The sequence below is a fragment of the Roseovarius sp. SCSIO 43702 genome (assembly GCF_019599045.1).
Classification (GTDB): domain Bacteria; phylum Pseudomonadota; class Alphaproteobacteria; order Rhodobacterales; family Rhodobacteraceae; genus Roseovarius.
Map to the genome: position 1 here is coordinate 3,307,172 of NZ_CP080623.1, position 17,422 is coordinate 3,324,593.

Below are 17,422 nucleotides of genomic sequence, written 5' to 3' on the forward strand. Positions count from 1 at the left end.
GTCAACTCGATCTCATCTGGATGTGGTCGCGGATCGCGCGGGCACGCACGGGCGGCACCCGCCGGCCCGTGTCGATCGGCAGCGGAACGTGATCCGCCTCGCCCCCCTTCAGAAGCCGCTGTCGAAGCATCATGCCCATGATCAGAGCGTGACCCAGCGATCGCTGTTGTCGAAGGCGAAATCATAGCCCCCGAGGGCCGCCGCGCCGCCCGTATGAAGGAACACCACCCGTTCACCCTTGAATTCCCCCTTGCGCGCAAGGTCGATGAGGCCAGCCGCCCCCTTGGCCGAATAGCACGGATCCAGAAGGATCCCCTCCAGTTCGGCGAACATGCGAATCGCCTCGAGGCCGCTTGTCGTGGGCAGGCCGTAACCCTCGCCGACGTAATCGGTGTTGGCGATGACATGCCCGCGCTCGACGACGCCGGGACAGCCCAGCTTCTCGGCCGTCCTGCAGGCGAGGTCATAGACCATCTGCTCCTGCTTGGGCTGGGGCGCGCGGGTGCCGATGCCGAGCACCGGGATCTGCGCATTCATGGCGCACATGCCCGCCACGAGGCCCGCCTGGGTGCCGGATGATCCGGTGGCATGCACAATGCGGTCGATCTTGAGGCCCGTTTCATTGACCTGGGCCAGCAACTCGAAGGCGCAGTTCACGTAGCCCAGCGCGCCTGTCGGATTCGATCCACCGCCGGGAATGACATAGACCTTGTGTCCCTCGGCGCGCTTCTTCTCCGCGGCGCGCTCCATCTCGGCGGGCATGTCATGGCCGCCGGGAAACTTCTGCGTCGTCGCGCCGTGCAGATGATCGAGCAGGACGTTGCCATTGCCGTTGTAGTTGGGATCGTCATAGCCGGTGCGATCCTCCAGAAGGATGTGGCAACCCAAGCCGAGCTTGGCCGCGGCCGCAGCGGTCTGCCGGCCGTGATTGGTCTGGGTGGCGCCCTGGGTCATCACCATGTCCGCGCCCTCCTCCAAGGCTTCGGCCATCAGGAATTCCAGCTTGCGGGTCTTGTTGCCACCCGTCGAGAGGCCGGTGCAATCGTCGCGCTTGATCCAGAGATCGACGCCCAACTCCCTCGACAGGCGTTTCATGGGTTCCAGAGGGGTGGGCAGATGGGCAAGGTTGATGCGCGGGAAGCGGGACAGGTGCATGGTAGAGTCCTCCTGATTGAGAGTTGTGACCGACCCGAGCCCCGGGTCATGCGGCGCTACGCCCGCATCAGCGCGTGATCCGGGTCATAGGGCGACGGCGCGATGACGGTGGCCCCCACGAGATCGCCGCAAAGATCGATCTGCATGGCGCTTCCTTCGCCGCTCAGACCCGGCTCGACGAAGGCATAGGCCAGGTTCAGTCCGACGCGGTGGCCCCAGTCGCCCGAGGTCACCGTGCCCACGACCTTGCCGTCCTGCATGACCGAGGCGCCGCCGCGCGCGGGGGCATGATCGGCGTCCAGCGTCAGCGTCACCAGCTTCCTGTTCGGGCCGGTCTCGCGACGACGCAGAAGCGCCTCCTTGCCGATGAAATCACCCTTGTCGAGTTTGACGAACCGGTCCAAGCCGGTCTCGAACGGATCGAACTCCGTCAGGAGATCGGCTTTCCAATGCAGGAAACCCTTTTCCATCCTCATGGACTCGACGGCTCGCGCACCGAAGATTGTCAGCCCATGCGCCTCGCCCGCCGCCCGCAGTGCCAGGTAGGCGGCATGGAGCGAGGCATTCGGAACATGTATCTCGTAGGCAAGCTCGCCGGAGAAGCTGACGCCCAGCACGGTGGCCGGGGCGAAACCGATGAAACATTCGCGAACGCTGAGCCACGGGAAGGCTTCGCGCGACCAGTCGCCACGCGAACAGGCCGAGAGGACGGCGCGTGCCTTGGGCCCGGCCAGCACGAGGATCGTCTGGTCATTGGTCAGGCTGCGGATCGTGACGTCTTCATCGCCCCTCAGATGCGCCCGAAGCCAGTCCATGTCGTGATATTCGCTCGCCGCCGCCGAGCCGTACCAGACGCGTTCGGGCCCCCGGTCGCTGGCGGGCAGGTTGGCGATCGTCGCCTCGCCCTTGACCATGCCATGATGGTTCAGGAGGTATCCCAGCCCGACACGGCCCGCGCGCTTCGTGACAGTGCCGCAGACCATGCGATCGAGGAAGCTGTGCCGGTCCGCCCCGGTGATTTCGAACCTGTTGAAGCCGTTGACCTCGCAGAGGCCCACGTTCTCCTGCACGTTCCGGATCTCGGCGGCGACGATGGGTGTCGCCTCGTCGAAATCGAAGCCGAGGGTGGGGTGAAAATCGGGGTCCGGCTTGATGTAGTCGACCCGTTCCCATCCATTGACGACGGTGAACTCCGCACCTTCGGCGGCAAGGATCGGCGTCAGGGGCGTGGTCTTGGCAGGGCGGCCCGCCGGGCGATGCTCGTGCGGAAAATGAAAACGGAACTCGTTCTGGTAGTCCTCGATCGCCTTGAGCGCCGTCAGCTCGACATTCGCATGGCCGGTAAACCGGCGCGGATCGATGACCCATGTGTCATAGCACGCCTCGCCATGCACGATCTGCTGCGCCAGAAGCCAGCCATGCCCGCCGCCCTCGCCCAGACCCGCGCGCAGGCCGATGATGCAATAGGCGTTGCGCTTGCCGGGGATCGGGCCGACCAGCGGCGCACCGTCGATCGTGTAGGTGATCGGGCCGTTGACGACGCGCTTGATGCCGACCTCGGCGAGGACCAGCATCCGCTCGAACGCGCCTTCCAGCACGTCCATCACGCGGTCCAGGTCATCGGGGCACAGATCGTTGGAGAAGTCCGGGCTGATCCCGTCCATGCCCCATGTCTTGCAGCCCTGTTCGTAAAAGCCCACGAGAAGCCCGTTCTTCTCCTGGCGCGAGTAGTAGTCCGAGATCGGGCAGCGCAAGAGCGGCATGCGGTGGCCCGCCTCCGCGATCGCCGGGATGTCCTCCGTGACGAAATACTGGTGCTCCATCGACGCGACGGGATGATGCACGCCCATCATCGCCCCCACCTCGTTCACGCGGTAGCCGCAGGCGTTCACCACGATATCGGCGTCGATCTTGCCCTTGTCCGTTTCGACCGTCCAAGTGTCGTCGGCCCTTTGGATCAGACCCGTCACACTGGTCTGGCGATAGACCTCGGCACCGGCCTTGCGCGCGTGAAAGGCCAGCGCCTGGCAAAGCTGCGCCGGGTCGATATCGCCATCTTCGCCATCCCAAAGGCCGCCCAGCAGGTTATCGGTCGAAATCAGCGGATGGCGGCGGGCGCATTCCTCGGCGTCGATCACCTCGTAGGTGACACCCATGCCGCGCGCCATCGAGGCGAAATGACGATAGCCCTGCATCTGCGCTTCGGTGTTGGCCAGGCGGATGCCACCATCACCATGATGATAGCCCACCGGATAATCCGGGTCGTCCCGCAGCTTCTTGTAGAGGGCGATGGAATGGCTCTTGAGACCGACCATCGTCTGATTGGCCCCGAAATTCGTGACCTGAGCCGCGGAGTGCCAGGTGGTCCCCGACGTCAGCTCGTCCCGCTCGATGAGCACCACGTCGGTCCAGCCTTCCTGCGTCAAGTGATAGAGCGTCGAGCACCCGGCGATCCCGCCACCGATGACAACTACCTTGGTCCGCGATTTCATCTGACCCTCCGACATGCCTGGGCGAAGTAAGCGGCGCTCGGCATCGCTTCGGCAATGACCGGCAATGCGAATGTCAAAATATCGAATGCAGTTTGCGATGGGATGATAGTAAGTCGGAATGAATTGCGCGGCCGATCGAATGTGCGGATCACTCGTTCCAAACAAGGCGAGGCACAACATGACACCGCTGCGCGGAAGGCGGACCGGACGTCGCGAACGCATGGCACTGCGCGCGGCCAAGCCCCTGCTCGACCCTTGCCCGCCCGGTCAGGCCGGTGGCCGCTACAAGCCCCTGACCGAGGCCGAGCTGCACCGGATCCACGACACCGCGCTCGATTTGCTGGAACGGCTCGGAATGGGCGAGGTGCCACCGCGCCTGCGGGACGATCTGCTTGCCGTCGGAGCGAAGGATAGCGGTGCCGGACGTATCCTTTTCCCACCCGCACTCGTCGAGGCCGCCATCGACCAGGCAGCCCGAACCTTAGTGCTACACGGGCGCGATCCGGCCCGCTCGATCGAGGTTGGCGGCAACCGGGTCTATTTCGGCACCGGCGGAGCGGCGGTCCAGACGCTCGACATCGAAAGTGGCACCTACCGGCCCGCGACACTGGCGGATCTGCACGATTTCACGCGGCTGCAAGACACCTTGGCCAATGTCAGCTGGTTTACCCGCTGCTGCATCGCCACCGACATCCCGGACAATTACGATCTGGACGTGAACACCGTCTACGCACTGCTCAGGAACACGACCAAGCCGACGGCCACCGCCTTCACCCTGGCCGAACATGTGGGGCCCATCGCCGGAATGCTGGACATCGCCGCGGGCGGGCCGGGCGAGTTTGCAAAGCGCCCCTTCATGAAGGCGCATATCAGCCCCGTCATCTCGCCCATGCGCTACGGCGAGGATGCGGTCGATGTGGTCTACGCGTGCATCCGGCACAACATCCCGATGTCCTGCATCACCGCCGCGCAGGCCGGGGCGACCGCCCCCGCGACGCTGGCGGGATTTCTGGCGCAATCGCTGGCCGAGACGCTCGCGAGCCTCGTCATGGTGCATGCGATCCAGCCCGGATTTCCGATGGTGTTCTCGAACTGGCCACTGGTCGTGGATCTGCGCACCGGATCATTCTCGGGCGGCAGCGGCGAGACCGCGGTGCTCAACGCCGCCTCCGCGCAACTCTCGAACTGGCTGGGCCTGCCGTCGGGGGTGGCCTGTTCGATGACCGATGCGAAGGCGATAGATGCGCAATACGGAATGGAGAAGGGTATCACGTCCATGGCGGCCGCCCTCGCCGGCGGCAACCTGATCTACGAAAGCTCGGGCATGACCGCGTCGCTTCTGGGCGCCAGTTTCGAGGGGTTCGTGCTGGATGACGAGATGCACTCGCACAACTACCGCGCGTTGCGGGGAATCGAGGTGACAGATGAAAACCTCGGCTTTGACGCGATCTGCGATGCGGTGCTTGGGCCGGGGCATTTCCTGGGAAATCCGCACACCTATTCCGCGATGGAACGCGATTATTTCTATCCGTCGCTCGCCGATCGGGACGAACCGCGAACCTGGGGCGCCAAAGGCGCCGAGGACGCCTGGTCGCGGGCAAGGCGCCGGGCGCAGGAGATCCTGCGCGACCATCACCCCGCTTACCTGAGTGTCGAGCAGGACAGGGACATCCGAGCCCGGTTCGACATTCTCCAGGCGTGATGGCCCCTCACGAGACCAGGGCGAAACTGTCGGCCAGCCACGGGTTGCTCTGGGTCAACGGGGCGATGGCATGCTGGTGGATCAGGCCGCGCAGCTTGCTTTCCACAAGATCGACCAGCGAGCGCGAGCAATCCGGCGTGGTGACGATCGCCAACGTGCGCGAAAAGGTCTTGCCGGGAAAGCGATGCATCCTGAGTTTCGAATGAAACCGCTTCGCGCGCGAGAAATGCAGCGGGGTGGTGATGGTCCAGCCGGCGCCGGCGGACACCATCGCCATGAGGGTCTGATGGCTGCTGCATTCGAACCTTTGAGGCGGGGATATGCCGATCCGGCGCAATTGCGATTCGATCTGCTGCGCGATCATCAGGTTGCTGGAGAACCGCAGGAACGGCAATTTCGTGCGGCCATCAACGATCTCGGTCAGGGATTTCTCGTTGACCAGGGGCAGGACCAGGACGAACGGATCTCGCAGCAGCGGCCGATCCTGCAGGTCGCGGACCGTTTCGCTGGGAGTGGTCGTCACGCCAAGGTCCAGTTGGCGGTCGCGCAGCATCCTGATTATCGAGTGACTCGAGTCGGTGTGATACATGAAATCGCAAACCGGCATCTGCGCAGACAGAAAGACGGCCAGTTCCGGCGTTATGTCGCTGTCGAAATCCTCGATCGTTCCGATCCTGAGAAAACTTGCCTCCGAGATCGTCCCGGCCGAGGCCTCGGCCTTGGCCTTGCGGATCGAGTGGAGCGCCTGGTCGATGTTGCGTAGAAAGGCCATGCCCTTCGGGGTCAGGATCATGGGTCGCCGCGCATGATTGAACAGCTCGACGCCGAGGTGATCCTCGAGGCTGCGAATGTGATACGAAACCGTGCTGATCGTGAGGCCCGATTCCTCTGCCGCCGCCTGAAGCGATCCCTTCTGCGCGCAGATCTGAAACAGCTCGAGCCATTTGAGGTTGAGGTCTTTGGATGTGGATCGGCGAGCCATCGAACCTCCCCCGCTCATCGCGAAACGATGTTAGTTCCTAAATTAACGAAACGTAATTTTCAATTTCTTCCACCTACCGGATTTTCATCGGTCCCCGCATCAATCCGTGGAAGCCTCGAGCGCGGCAGCAGGATGCTCGTCGCGCAAGAAGCCATTTCGACTGGAATTCGCAGTCACCGTCCTGCCGGCGCAGGGGCCACCGGGCTGTGGCACGACGTGGCAAGGGCTCGTGTGCGACGCCGCAAGGGCTTCCGCAAGTCCGTCACGAGCGCATCGCGGCGCAACGATACAACAAGATCCCGGGGCCGGCCGGCGCCATAGCGATCAGATCGAAAAACAACAAGGAGGACCACCAATGAAACATGAAAGCAAGTTGGCAACACTGTTGGCGAGTGTCATCGCGACCTTCGCCGCGCAAGGTGCCGCCGCGCAGGAACAGATCACCGTCGGCTATTTCCAGGAATGGCCGATGCCTTTCCAATACGCCAAGGTCGAAGGCATGTATGACGAGGCACTGGGCATGAACGTCCAGTGGCGCGCGTTCGACACCGGCACGGCCATGAGCGCGGCGATGGCCTCGGGCGACGTGCAGCTTTCGGTCAGCCAGGGCGTGCCGCCCTTCGTGGTGGCGACAAGCGCGGGTCAGGACCTGCAAATCGTCGACGTTGCCGTAAGCTACTCCGAAAACGAGAATTGCGTCGTGCGCGAGGAGCTCGAGATCGACAAGGACAGCGCGGGCGAGCTCGCCGGCAAGAAGGTCGCCGTGCCGCTGGGCACCGCCGCGCATTTCAGCTTCATCCAGCAGATGAACCATTTCGGCGTCGATATCGGCTCGATGCAGGTCGTCAACATGGCCCCGCCGGAAGGCGCTGCCGCCATCGCGCAGGGATCGGTTGACATGGCCTGCGGGTGGGGCGGCAGCCTGCGGCGGATGCTGGAGCACGGAAACAGCCTGCTGACCGGCGCCGAGAAGGAAGAGCTGGGCATCCTGATCTTCGACGCGACAACGGGCCCGGCCGACTTCGTCGCCGAGAACCCAGATGTCGTCGCGACGTTCCTCAGCGTGACAGCCGAGGCCAACCGGATGTGGAACAGCGGCGAGAACACCGACAAGATGCTGCCCGTCATCGCCAAGGACGCCGGGATGGACGAAGCCGACGCGGCCGCCACGATGGATACCTTCACCTTCCCGACGATCGAGGAGCAGCTCGGCGAGAAATGGCTCGGCGGCGGGGTGCAAACATTCATGAAGGGCGTGGCTGACGTCTTCGTCGAGGCCGGCAGCATCGACGCCGCCAAGGATGACTACTCCGGCAACGTCAACACAGGCCCGCTTGAACAGGCCGGCGCCATGTGATCGGGTTGTGTGCGGGCGCGCGAGATGGTGCGCCCGCACCTGATGACCAGTGACCAACTCAAGGGTGCGCGGGGCCGTATGTCGACACTTTCGATCAGTAACCTCTCCATGCGGTTCGATCTTCCGAACGGAAGCCACGTGCAGGCGCTGAAGGATATCTCGCTCGACATAAACAGCGGAGAATTGATGAGCGTCCTCGGGCCGTCAGGGTGCGGCAAGACGACATTGCTCAATATCGTCGCCGGGTTCCTCGCGCCGACCGAGGGCCGCGTGACCCTGAACGATCACGCCGTCACCGGCCCGGGGGCCGAGCGTGGCATGGTGTTTCAGCAGGGCGCGCTCTTCGAGTGGATGAGCGTCAGGGACAACGTGAGTTTCGGACCACGGATGGCTGGCCGGAAGAAACGGGACTACATGGAGAACGTGAACCATCTTCTCGACGTGGTGGGCCTTCGCGACTTCAAGGAAAAGTCGGTATACGAGCTTTCCGGCGGGATGCAGCAGCGCGTCGCGCTGGCGCGGTGTCTTGCGAACGAGCCCGACGTGATCTTGATGGACGAGCCGCTGGGCGCCCTGGACGCGCTCACCCGCGAGAAGATGCAGGGCCTGGTGCTCCGCCTCTGGAAGGAGACCGGCAAGACGATCATCCTGATCACCCACTCGGTCGAGGAAGCGCTGCTTCTGGGTGAGCGGCTCCTGGTCATGGCGCCGCGGCCGGGACGCATCCACAAGGAATATCGCCTTCCTTTCGCCGCCGAGGGGGTCGGCAAGGATCTGCGGCTCGTCAAACGCGATCCCGAGTTCGGCAGGAAGCGCGAAGAGATCCTTTCCATGATCTGGGACATGGAAGAGGAGATCATGGGCCGCACCGAGGAGGCTCCGGCATGATCGTCTTGGCTCTCTACATCGCTGCCTTCGTCGGGGCGTTTGTCATCGTGCGCCTCGGCATACGCAGGATGATGGTGCGCCACGATTTCACCTCGCTCAAGACCGTGACATTCGGTGACGAAAGCGCCGTGAAACCCGACCGGTGGGCCAGCATCATATCGATCGTCACCCTCTTCCTGCTCTGGGGGGCGTTTACCGGCTCCGACTGGGTGCCCATTCATGCACCCGGACCCTTCGTCGGAGACACGGAGTTCACCTATACCGTGGAAGCGCCGGATGGTGCGCGCGACGATGCGACGGTCCATGCCCGCGTCTATCCCGAGGGAGACTCCGGCGATCCGCAGACCGTGGAGCCGGGGTCGGGCTTCGCGAAGGACGACTCGATCGCGCTCGCCGCCTGGCGTTCGGACCTCGTGCTGGTGGACAAGAACGACGAGGTGACGCGCGATGACGGCGCCAGGATCGTCGCCATCGACGGCAAACCGGTGGTCCCCGGAAGCCGGGTCGAGGTGGCCGACGGGGTCGTTACCGTCACGGCCAAGGGATCGCTGAATTTCGTGCCCGACGCAGGCATGCAGATGGAGCCGATCTGGCTCCCGGCGCCCGAGGCAGTCGTCGCCCGGATCAAGGAAATCTCGAGCCAGGGCTACCAGGGCTTCACCCTGTGGGAGCATCTCTTCTGGTCGCTCTTCCGCGTGATCGTCGGCTTTCTCTGTGGCGCGCTCATCGGCATCCCCCTCGGCTATGCCATGGGTCTCAGCGACTGGTTCCGCGGCTGGTTCGATCCGATCGTCGAATTCATGCGCCCGGTGCCGCCGCTGGCCTTGATCCCGCTCGTCATCATCTGGGCGGGAATCGGCGAGACCGGCAAGATCATCCTGCTATTCCTTGCGGCGCTCTGGATCATGGCGATATCGGCCCGCGCGGGCGTGTCGGGAGTCGCGATCTCCAAGGTGCATGCCGCCTATTCGCTGGGCGCCAGCCGCTGGCAGATCCTGCGCCACGTGATCGTGCCCAACTCCCTGCCGGAGATTTTCACCGGCGCGCGGGTCGCCATGGGCGTGTGCTGGGGAACCGTGGTCGCCGCCGAACTGGTCGCGGCCGAAAAAGGGGCGGGCATGATGATCATGGTCGCCAGCCGTTTCCAACTGACCGACATCGTGCTCATGGGGATCATCCTGATCGGCGTGATCGGCTTCACGATCGACATCCTGATGCGCAAGGCCGAGGATTGGCTGGTGCCCTGGAAAGGACGCACCTGAGACGCGCCGCCCGGCGGTGGAAAACCGTCACGGAAGGAAAGGCGAGAGGTCGAGGGAGTGGATCGAAACTCGATCAATCAATACATTGATATGCCTATATGGTGCCCCCACACGGACTCGAACCGCGGACCTACTGATTACAAATCAGTTGCTCTACCAGCTGAGCTATAGGGGCGCCGGGCGCGGACTTAGCAGGCGGGCGCGCGCTTGGCAATCCCGCGCGGGTCCCTCACGGCGCGAGGAGCGTCGTTCCGGGGATGCGCGTCACGGCGTAGAGGTCCTCGTCGTAAGCCTCGCTCAGCTCCTCGACCATCGCCTCGGTCCAGCCCGGCAGGTCAAGCTCCTCCTCGATTGCCTCCTCGTCGGCGAACTTGTCGAGAAAGGCCACGATGACGCGGCGCTTCTGGATCTCGGTCATGTCGGGGTGGCTGTCCATGTAGCTGAGGAACCGCTTCATCCCCGGCGCGGTCATGATCTCGCGCAGCAGCAGGTATTCGCCGTCGAGCCGGATCGTCGGCTCCACCCCGGCCATCTCGCGCAGGATCTCCGACCAGATGAGCGGCGTGTCCTCGTTGCACCAGACCGTGATCGGCACCTGCGGACAGTCGCCATGCACCCGCTCAAGCATCTCGGACCACCGCATGTCATGCGGGTCGCCCCCGCCCAGGTATTCCGACACCGTGCGATAGCGCGTCTCCTGCGTCATCGCGGGAAGGAAGCTCGCCGGGTTGCGCAGCGCGAAGAAGAGTTCGAGGTCGTCGCCCTCGAAGATCCGCTGGAAGATCTCCATCCGTTTGCCCGCCGCCGGATAGAACTGCCCGGTGCTGACGGCCATGCGGGGCGTGCCGAAGAAGCCGTGGTTCGACAGGACGATCCTCTCGGGCTCGGGCCCGTCCTCGAGCCCCATGTGCCGCATCATCTGCGCGCGGGCGTCCGCGGGCGGCAGCCCGGTCGCGCCCGCGTCATTCAGCAGATCGCGCAATTGCTTGCGATAGGTCGAGGGATGCGGGACATGCGTGCCGAGCTCGGACAGGACCGGCTCGTTGCCCATCAGGCACTTGAGCAGCTTCTCGTCGTCCGTCATATGCGCGCCGGCGTGAATGATGACCTGCATGTCGCTCCTGCCATTCGAGGGCATTCTTGGGGTGTCTACCCTGATTTGGCGTCAGGCTACAGGCCGATCAAGGCCAAAACGTGACCCCGTTCTGACCTCATCGCGCCCGCGCCGGACCTTGAAGATCGCGCGGAATACGACACATTGGGGGATGACTCCCAGAGGACCGCATTCCATGCCCTACGCCCATTCCGACAGCGCGCCACCCATGTTGCACGCCCCCGCCCCCGATGTCGCCCGGCGCGAGAAGCTCGAGGGCGGCAAGCGGTTCGAGATGGTGACCGAGTTCTCGGCCGCCGGGGATCAGCCCACCGCGATCGCGGAGCTGACCCAGGGCATCGACGAGGGCGAACGCGACCAGGTGCTCCTCGGGGCCACCGGCACGGGCAAGACCTTCACCATGGCGCGCGTGATCGAGGAAACCCAGCGTCCCGCCATCATCCTGGCGCCCAACAAGACCCTCGCGGCGCAGCTTTACGGCGAATTCAAGGGCTTCTTCCCCAACAACGCCGTGGAATATTTCGTCAGCTACTACGACTACTACCAGCCCGAGGCCTACGTGCCGCGCTCCGACACCTTCATCGAGAAGGAAAGCCAGATCAACGAACAGATCGACCGGATGCGCCACTCGGCCACCCGCGCGCTCCTGGAACGCGACGACGTGATCATCGTGGCCTCGGTCTCGTGCATCTACGGCATCGGCTCGGTCGAGACCTACGGTGCCATGACCCAGGACCTGAAGGTCGGCCACGACTACGATCAGCGCAAGGTCATGGCCGATCTCGTGGCGCAGCAGTACCGCCGCAACGACCAGGCGTTCCAGCGCGGCTCGTTCCGGGTGCGCGGCGACTCGCTCGAGATCTTCCCCGCCCACCTCGAGGACCGCGCCTGGCGGCTGTCGTTCTTCGGCGAGGAGCTCGAGTCGATCACCGAATTCGATCCCCTCACCGGCGAGAAGACCGACAGTTTCGACCAGATCCGCGTCTATGCCAATTCGCACTACGTCACGCCGAAACCGACGATGCAGCAGGCCATCATAGGCATCAAGAAGGAGCTGCGCACGCGGCTCGATCAACTCGTGGGCGAGGGCAAGCTCCTGGAGGCGCAGCGGCTCGAACAGCGCACGAATTTCGACCTCGAGATACTCGAGGCCACCGGCGTCTGCAACGGGATCGAGAACTATTCGCGCTACCTGACGGGGCGTGCGCCGGGTGAGCCGCCGCCCACGCTCTTCGAATTCATCCCCGACAACGCCATCGTCTTCGCCGACGAAAGCCACGTGTCGGTCCCGCAGATCGGCGGCATGTATCGCGGCGACTACCGGCGCAAGTTCACGCTCGCCGAACACGGCTTCCGCCTGCCCTCCTGCATGGACAACCGCCCGCTCAAGTTCGAGGAATGGGACGCCATGCGCCCGCAATCGGTGTTCGTCTCGGCCACCCCCGCGGCGTGGGAGCTCGAGCAGACCGGCGGCGTCTTCACCGAACAGGTGATCCGCCCCACGGGCCTGCTCGACCCGATGGTCGAAATCCGCCCCGTCGAGACGCAGGTGGACGACCTGCTGGACGAGGTGCGCCGCGTCGCCGCCGATGGCTACCGCACGCTCGTGACCACGCTGACCAAGCGCATGGCCGAGGACCTGACCGAATACCTGCACGAGCAGGGCATCCGCGTGCGCTACATGCACAGCGACATCGACACGATCGAGCGGATCGAGATCCTGCGCGACCTGCGGCTCGGCGCCTTCGACGTGCTGGTGGGCATCAACCTTTTGCGCGAGGGGCTCGACATTCCCGAATGCGGCCTCGTGGCGATTCTCGACGCCGACAAGGAAGGGTTCCTGCGCTCCGAAACCTCGCTCATCCAGACCATCGGGCGCGCGGCGCGCAACGCCGATGGCCGCGTGATCATGTATGCCGACCGCATCACCGGCTCGATGGAGCGCGCGCTGGCCGAGACCGACCGCCGCCGTGCCAAGCAGATCGCCTATAACGAGGAACACGGCATCACGCCGGCCACGATCAGGAAGAACGTCGACGACATCCTCGCCGGTCTCTACCAGGGCGACGTGGACATGAACCGCGTGACGGCGAAGGTGGACCACGCCATCGGCGGCAACCTCCAGGCCCATCTCGACGCGCTCCGCGCCGACATGCGCAAGGCCGCCGAGAACCTCGAATTCGAGGAAGCCGCGCGGCTCCGCGACGAGGTCAAGCGGCTCGAGGCGGTCGATCTCGCCGTCGCCGACGACCCCCTCGCGCGCCAGCAAGCAGTCGAGAAGGCGAGCGCCGAGGCCGTCAAGGGGCGCGGCCGCTCAACGGCGGGGCGTCCGGGGCAGCGGGGCGGGAATGTGAAAAGGCGGAAGAGGTAGGGTGCGCATTCACGGCGCACCCCTTCCTTTCTGCCAGTCAATTCGACCAGTTCGCTCCGACATCATAGCCTTCGGCCGTCGGCTTTTCGGCCAGGTGCTCCGACATGCGGCCCCAAAGCGCCGCCACCTTGTCCGCGTTCGAGTCCGAGATCTGGCGGCTCTCGACGATCGCCACGACATAACCGTTGCCATCCTCATTGGCGACGTTGATGAAATGCTGCATCCCCGGAAGGCCCATGATATCGGATTTCATCGTCTCCATCTGGGCTATCGCTGCCTCGCGCGCACCGGGTTTCAGCTTGTATCGCGTAACACGTGCAAACATCACAAATCCTCCCTTATTATTATTGTTGTCGAGTCTTCGAGATCGCGCATCTTTCTCTGCGCAGGTCTGCCATAACATATTTGGGCGTCGTTTCGGGATATTTCGTCGCTTTGCGAAAGGCCGGACAGCCATGGTGCGTAGTTCCTGCGCACCATGGCTTACCTACCAAGCCGAACCGCCGGTTCAACGTCCGGCTCGTGACCGCCTGAAACCGCGCACCCCATACGACGCCTCGCCTGACGCTGCACCCTTAACAGATACGCACCCCGGCGCCTTCGACATCTCGCCGCATCATCCTCACGCCGGACGATGCCATCCCCGAAGGCCGCCCCGCTCAGCCCTCCTTCAGCAACCGCTTGAGATAGGCGCCATACTCGGTCTTGCTGTACCGGTCGGCGAGGCTGTTGAGTTGCGCGCTGTCGATCCACCCCTGTTCATAGGCGATCTCCTCGGGGCATCCGGCCTGCAGGCCCTGCCGCGATTGCAGCGTGCGCACGAAATTCCCGGCGTCGAGCAGGCTGGCATGGGTGCCGGTGTCGAGCCACGCGTAACCGCGGCCCATCTGCTGCACGCTCAGGCTGCCCTCGTCGAGATAGGTCTGCAGGAGCGACGTGATCTCGAGCTCGCCGCGCGCCGAGGGGGTGATCGTGCGCGCCCTCTCGGACGCGCTGGCGTCGAGGAAGTAAAGCCCCGTCACAGCGTAGTTCGAAGGCGGCTCGGCGGGCTTCTCCACGATGCCGGTCACCGTCCCGTCGCCATCCATGGCCACCACGCCATAGCGCTGCGGGTCCGCGACGCGATAGCCGAAGACGGTGCCCCCGGTCGTCCGCGCATCCGCCGCCGCCAGCAGTTCGGGCAGCCCGTGCCCGAAGAAGATATTGTCCCCCAGCACCATCACCGAAGGCGCCCCCGCCAGGAAATCCTCGGCCAGCAGGTAGGCCTGCGCCAGCCCGTCCGGCGACGGCTGCCCGATATAGGTCATCTCGAGACCCCATTGCGATCCGTCGCCCAGCAGCCGCTCGAACTGTGCCCGGTCGCCGGGGGTGGTGATCACCGCGATCTCGCGTATCCCCGCGAGCATCAGGACCGACAGCGGGAAATAGATCATCGGCTTGTCATAGATCGGCATCAATTGCTTCGATACCGCGCCGGTGATCGGGAAAAGCCGCGATCCGGTGCCCCCGGCCAGGATGATCCCCTTACGTTGCGTCATTGCCAAACTCTCCGCATCTGATCTCACCGCCCTTCCGCACCGCTCTCCGTGCGCTTTGCCTAGGGGAACACCCGCCCGACAACAACATCGCCCTGTCCCGCGCCATCGCCCTCAACCCCTGAGCGCATCCAGGACGTCGCGCAACCCGGCCTTCCAGTCCGGCATCGCGATCCCGAAATCCCGTGTCAGGCTCTCCCCGTCGAGGCGCGAATTCTCCGGGCGCGTCGCTGGCGTCGGATACTCCGCCGTCGGGATACCCGTCACTTTGACCCCCATGCCGGCCTGCGCGAAAATCTCGCGCGCGAACCCTGCCCAGCTTGTCGCGGGGCTGCCCGCGAAATGATAGGTGCCGCCCTCCTGCCCGTCCGTCATCGCGCGCGCCATCGTCAGCAGGCAGGCCGCGATATCCGCCGCGGGCGTCGGTCCGCCGACCTGATCATCGACCACGCGCAGCTCGTCGCGCCCCGCGCCGAGGCGCAGCATCGTCTTGACGAAATTCGTTCCGTGGGCGGAAAACACCCAAGACGTGCGCAGGATCGCGTGCGTCCCGCCCGCCGCGCGCACCGCCCTTTCCCCGGCCAGCTTGGTGCGGCCATAGACGTTTCGCGGGTCCACCGGGTCTTCCGGGGTCCACGGGCGCGATCCGCTGCCGTCAAAGACGTAATCGGTCGAAACATGCAGGAACGGGATGCGCCGCGCGGCACAGGCACCGGCGATCGCGCCGGGGGCCGTGGCGTTGACCGCCTGCGCCTCGGCCCGCTCCTCCTCGGCGCGGTCGACCGCCGTGTAGGCCGCGGCGTTGATGACCACGTCGGGCGCGTGCGCCTCCACCGCGTCGCGCAGCGCCTGCGGGTCGCGCAGGTCCGCCTCGGCCCGGCCCAGCGCGACCACCATGGCCCGCCGCGCGAGCTCGGTCGCGACCTGGCCGGTGCGGCCGAAGATCAATATCCTCACCGCCCCGACCCCCGCCCCAGCCGCCGGCCCACGCCCTCGCGATCCTGCAGGGCACGCCACCAGTCCTCGTTGTCCAGATACCATCTCACGGTCCGCTCCAGCCCTTCCTCCAGGGTGCAGGACGGTCGCCAGCCGAGTTCGGCACGGATGCGCGACGGGTCGATGGCATAACGCAGATCGTGGCCGGGGCGGTCCGTGACGAAGGCGATCTGCTCCGCATGGGGCGCCGGGCCGGGCTTCAGGCGGTCGAGGATCGCACAGATCATCCGCACGAGGTCGATATTGCGAACCTCGTTCTCCCCGCCGATGTTGTATGTGCGCCCCACCGCGCCCTTCGCCAGCACCGTCAACAGCGCGTCGGCATGGTCCTCCACGTAGAGCCAGTCCCGCACGTTCTCGCCCTTGCCATAGACCGGCACGGCCGCGCCCGCGAGCGCCCGGAGGATGACGACCGGGATCAGCTTCTCGGGAAACTGGTAGGGCCCGTAATTGTTCGAGCAGTTCGTGACCACCACCGGCAGGCCGTAGGTCTCGTGCCAGGCGCGGACGAGGTGGTCGCTCGCCGCCTTCGACGCCGAATAGGGGGAGTTGGGCGCATAGGGGGTCTCCTCGGTGAAGAGCCCGGTGGCGCCCAGCGTGCCGTAGACCTCGTCGGTCGAGACATGGTGGAACCGGAACCCGTCCGGCCGCCCCTTCGCCTCCCAGAGGAGGCGCGCGGCCTGCAACAGGTTGAACGTGCCGTTGATGTTGGTCTTCACAAAGGTTCCCGGCCCGTCGATCGACCGGTCCACGTGGCTTTCGGCCGCCAGGTGCATGACCGCATCCGGGGCGTGGCGGTCGAACACCGCCTGCACGGCCCCGGCGTCGCGGATATCGACCCGCTCGAACGCGTAGGCGGGATGCCCGGCCACCTGCACCACGTTCTCGAGGCACGCGGCATAGGTCAGTGCGTCGAGGTTGACCACCTCGTGACCGGCGGCGATCGCCTGCCGCACCACGGCCGATCCGATGAACCCGGCACCGCCTGTCACGAGTATCTTCACGGGCCGCTCCATTCGAACGGGCTCTTGAGGCCGGCAAGGTCCGGGGCGCGCGCGTCCTTGTCCGAGAGGATCGCATCGGCCTCGGAAATGCCCCAGTCGATACCGATGCGCGGGTCGTTCCACCGCAGCGCACGGTCACAATCGGGCGCATAGTAGGCGGAACACTTGTAGATGATCTCGGTGTCGGGTGCGCGGGTGACGAACCCGTGGGCAAATCCCGCCGGCACCAGAAGCTGGCGCGCGTTCTCGAAGCTCAGCTCGTAGCCCACCCATTGCCCGTAGGTCGGGCTGCCCTGGCGGATATCGACCGCCACGTCGAAAAGCACACCGCGCCCGCAGCGCACGAGCTTGTCCTGCGCATGGGGCGGCGCCTGGAAATGCAGGCCGCGCACGGTGCCGGCGCGTTCGGAGAGCGAATGGTTGTCCTGCACGAAATCAATGTCGATTCCCGTCTCGCGCAGCGTGCGCCGGCTCCAGCTTTCGCTGAAGAAGCCGCGCTCGTCGCCATGACGAAGAGGCGTCAGCAGAAGCACGCCCGGCAGGGCCGTTTCCTGAACATCCATC

Annotated in this window: 15 protein-coding genes and 1 tRNA gene; 5 read left to right on the top strand and 11 right to left on the bottom strand. The window is 65.0% G+C overall.

Going from position 1 to position 17,422, the window contains the following annotated elements; translation table 11 throughout:
• Nucleotide 1 precedes the first annotated feature (1 nt).
• Genes K1T73_RS17945 through K1T73_RS16220 form a run of 3 tightly spaced genes read right to left on the bottom strand, consistent with a single transcriptional unit; the run spans nucleotide 2 to nucleotide 3,647 of the window.
• The gene (locus K1T73_RS17945; RefSeq protein WP_259400322.1) at nucleotides 2-133 is read right to left on the bottom strand and encodes a hypothetical protein; all 132 of its coding nucleotides are present in this window, start codon (nucleotides 131-133) and stop codon (nucleotides 2-4) included.
• An 8-nt stretch (nucleotides 134-141) separates the two neighbouring features.
• On the bottom strand, nucleotides 142-1,155 hold the full coding sequence (locus tag K1T73_RS16215; RefSeq protein WP_220601697.1) for a D-cysteine desulfhydrase: 1,014 nt from the start codon (nucleotides 1,153-1,155) through the stop codon (nucleotides 142-144).
• A gap of 56 nt (nucleotides 1,156-1,211) precedes the next feature.
• Complete coding sequence (locus K1T73_RS16220; protein ID WP_220601698.1) at nucleotides 1,212-3,647, bottom strand: FAD-dependent oxidoreductase; 2,436 nt, start codon at nucleotides 3,645-3,647, stop codon at nucleotides 1,212-1,214.
• 178 nt (nucleotides 3,648-3,825) lie between these two features.
• On the opposite strand from K1T73_RS16220, the gene K1T73_RS16225 reads away from it, so the two are divergent.
• Nucleotides 3,826-5,349, top strand: coding sequence for a trimethylamine methyltransferase family protein (locus K1T73_RS16225; RefSeq protein ID WP_220601699.1), 1,524 nt, complete (start codon nucleotides 3,826-3,828; stop codon nucleotides 5,347-5,349).
• 7 nt (nucleotides 5,350-5,356) lie between these two features.
• Here K1T73_RS16225 and K1T73_RS16230 read toward each other — a convergent pair whose 3' ends face one another.
• Nucleotides 5,357-6,331, bottom strand: coding sequence for a LysR family transcriptional regulator (locus K1T73_RS16230; RefSeq protein ID WP_220601700.1), 975 nt, complete (start codon nucleotides 6,329-6,331; stop codon nucleotides 5,357-5,359).
• Between the two features lie 355 nt (nucleotides 6,332-6,686).
• Here K1T73_RS16230 and K1T73_RS16235 point away from each other — a divergent pair, with 355 nt between their 5' ends.
• The 3 genes from K1T73_RS16235 to K1T73_RS16245 all read left to right on the top strand — a co-directional run bounded on the left by K1T73_RS16235 (nucleotide 6,687) and on the right by K1T73_RS16245 (nucleotide 9,838).
• Nucleotides 6,687-7,688 carry an ABC transporter substrate-binding protein gene (locus K1T73_RS16235; RefSeq protein WP_220601701.1) on the top strand — a complete coding sequence of 334 codons (1,002 nt, stop codon included), beginning with the start codon at nucleotides 6,687-6,689 and terminating at the stop codon, nucleotides 7,686-7,688.
• Nucleotides 7,689-7,766: 78 nt separating this feature from the next.
• Nucleotides 7,767-8,576, top strand: a complete 810-nt coding sequence (locus tag K1T73_RS16240; protein WP_220603787.1) for a taurine ABC transporter ATP-binding protein — start codon at nucleotides 7,767-7,769, stop codon at nucleotides 8,574-8,576.
• A complete protein-coding gene (locus tag K1T73_RS16245; protein ID WP_220601702.1) occupies nucleotides 8,573-9,838 on the top strand; it encodes an ABC transporter permease in 1,266 nt (421 codons plus the stop codon). The genes K1T73_RS16240 and K1T73_RS16245 overlap by 4 nt, the downstream gene beginning before the upstream one ends.
• Before the next feature lie 99 nt (nucleotides 9,839-9,937).
• On the opposite strand, the gene K1T73_RS16250 is transcribed toward K1T73_RS16245, so the two are convergent.
• Nucleotides 9,938-10,013 (bottom strand) — tRNA-Thr (locus K1T73_RS16250).
• Nucleotides 10,014-10,067: 54 nt separating this feature from the next.
• Nucleotides 10,068-10,952 (bottom strand): hypothetical protein, encoded by an 885-nt coding sequence (locus tag K1T73_RS16255; protein WP_220601703.1) that lies wholly within the window; start codon nucleotides 10,950-10,952, stop codon nucleotides 10,068-10,070.
• 175 nt (nucleotides 10,953-11,127) lie between these two features.
• Between K1T73_RS16255 and uvrB the strand changes: the two genes are divergently transcribed.
• The gene (uvrB, locus tag K1T73_RS16260; protein WP_310794399.1) at nucleotides 11,128-13,323 is read left to right on the top strand and encodes an excinuclease ABC subunit UvrB; all 2,196 of its coding nucleotides are present in this window, start codon (nucleotides 11,128-11,130) and stop codon (nucleotides 13,321-13,323) included.
• Nucleotides 13,324-13,360: 37 nt separating this feature from the next.
• Here the strand turns inward: uvrB and K1T73_RS16265 are convergent, their stop codons facing one another.
• From K1T73_RS16265 to rfbC, 5 genes are all read right to left on the bottom strand, one after another.
• A complete protein-coding gene (locus K1T73_RS16265; protein ID WP_220601704.1) occupies nucleotides 13,361-13,648 on the bottom strand; it encodes a hypothetical protein in 288 nt (95 codons plus the stop codon).
• A gap of 334 nt (nucleotides 13,649-13,982) precedes the next feature.
• On the bottom strand, nucleotides 13,983-14,861 hold the full coding sequence (gene rfbA / locus K1T73_RS16270) for a glucose-1-phosphate thymidylyltransferase RfbA (protein ID WP_220601705.1): 879 nt from the start codon (nucleotides 14,859-14,861) through the stop codon (nucleotides 13,983-13,985).
• A 111-nt stretch (nucleotides 14,862-14,972) separates the two neighbouring features.
• Nucleotides 14,973-15,815: a dTDP-4-dehydrorhamnose reductase gene (gene rfbD, locus K1T73_RS16275; RefSeq protein ID WP_259400323.1), complete on the bottom strand. Its 843-nt coding sequence runs from the start codon at nucleotides 15,813-15,815 to the stop codon at nucleotides 14,973-14,975.
• On the bottom strand, nucleotides 15,812-16,858 hold the full coding sequence (rfbB, locus tag K1T73_RS16280) for a dTDP-glucose 4,6-dehydratase (RefSeq protein ID WP_220601707.1): 1,047 nt from the start codon (nucleotides 16,856-16,858) through the stop codon (nucleotides 15,812-15,814). The genes rfbD and rfbB overlap by 4 nt, the downstream gene beginning before the upstream one ends.
• A complete protein-coding gene (gene rfbC / locus K1T73_RS16285) occupies nucleotides 16,855-17,421 on the bottom strand; it encodes a dTDP-4-dehydrorhamnose 3,5-epimerase (protein ID WP_220603789.1) in 567 nt (188 codons plus the stop codon). The genes rfbB and rfbC overlap by 4 nt, the downstream gene beginning before the upstream one ends.
• Between the last annotated feature and the right edge of the window lies 1 nt (nucleotide 17,422).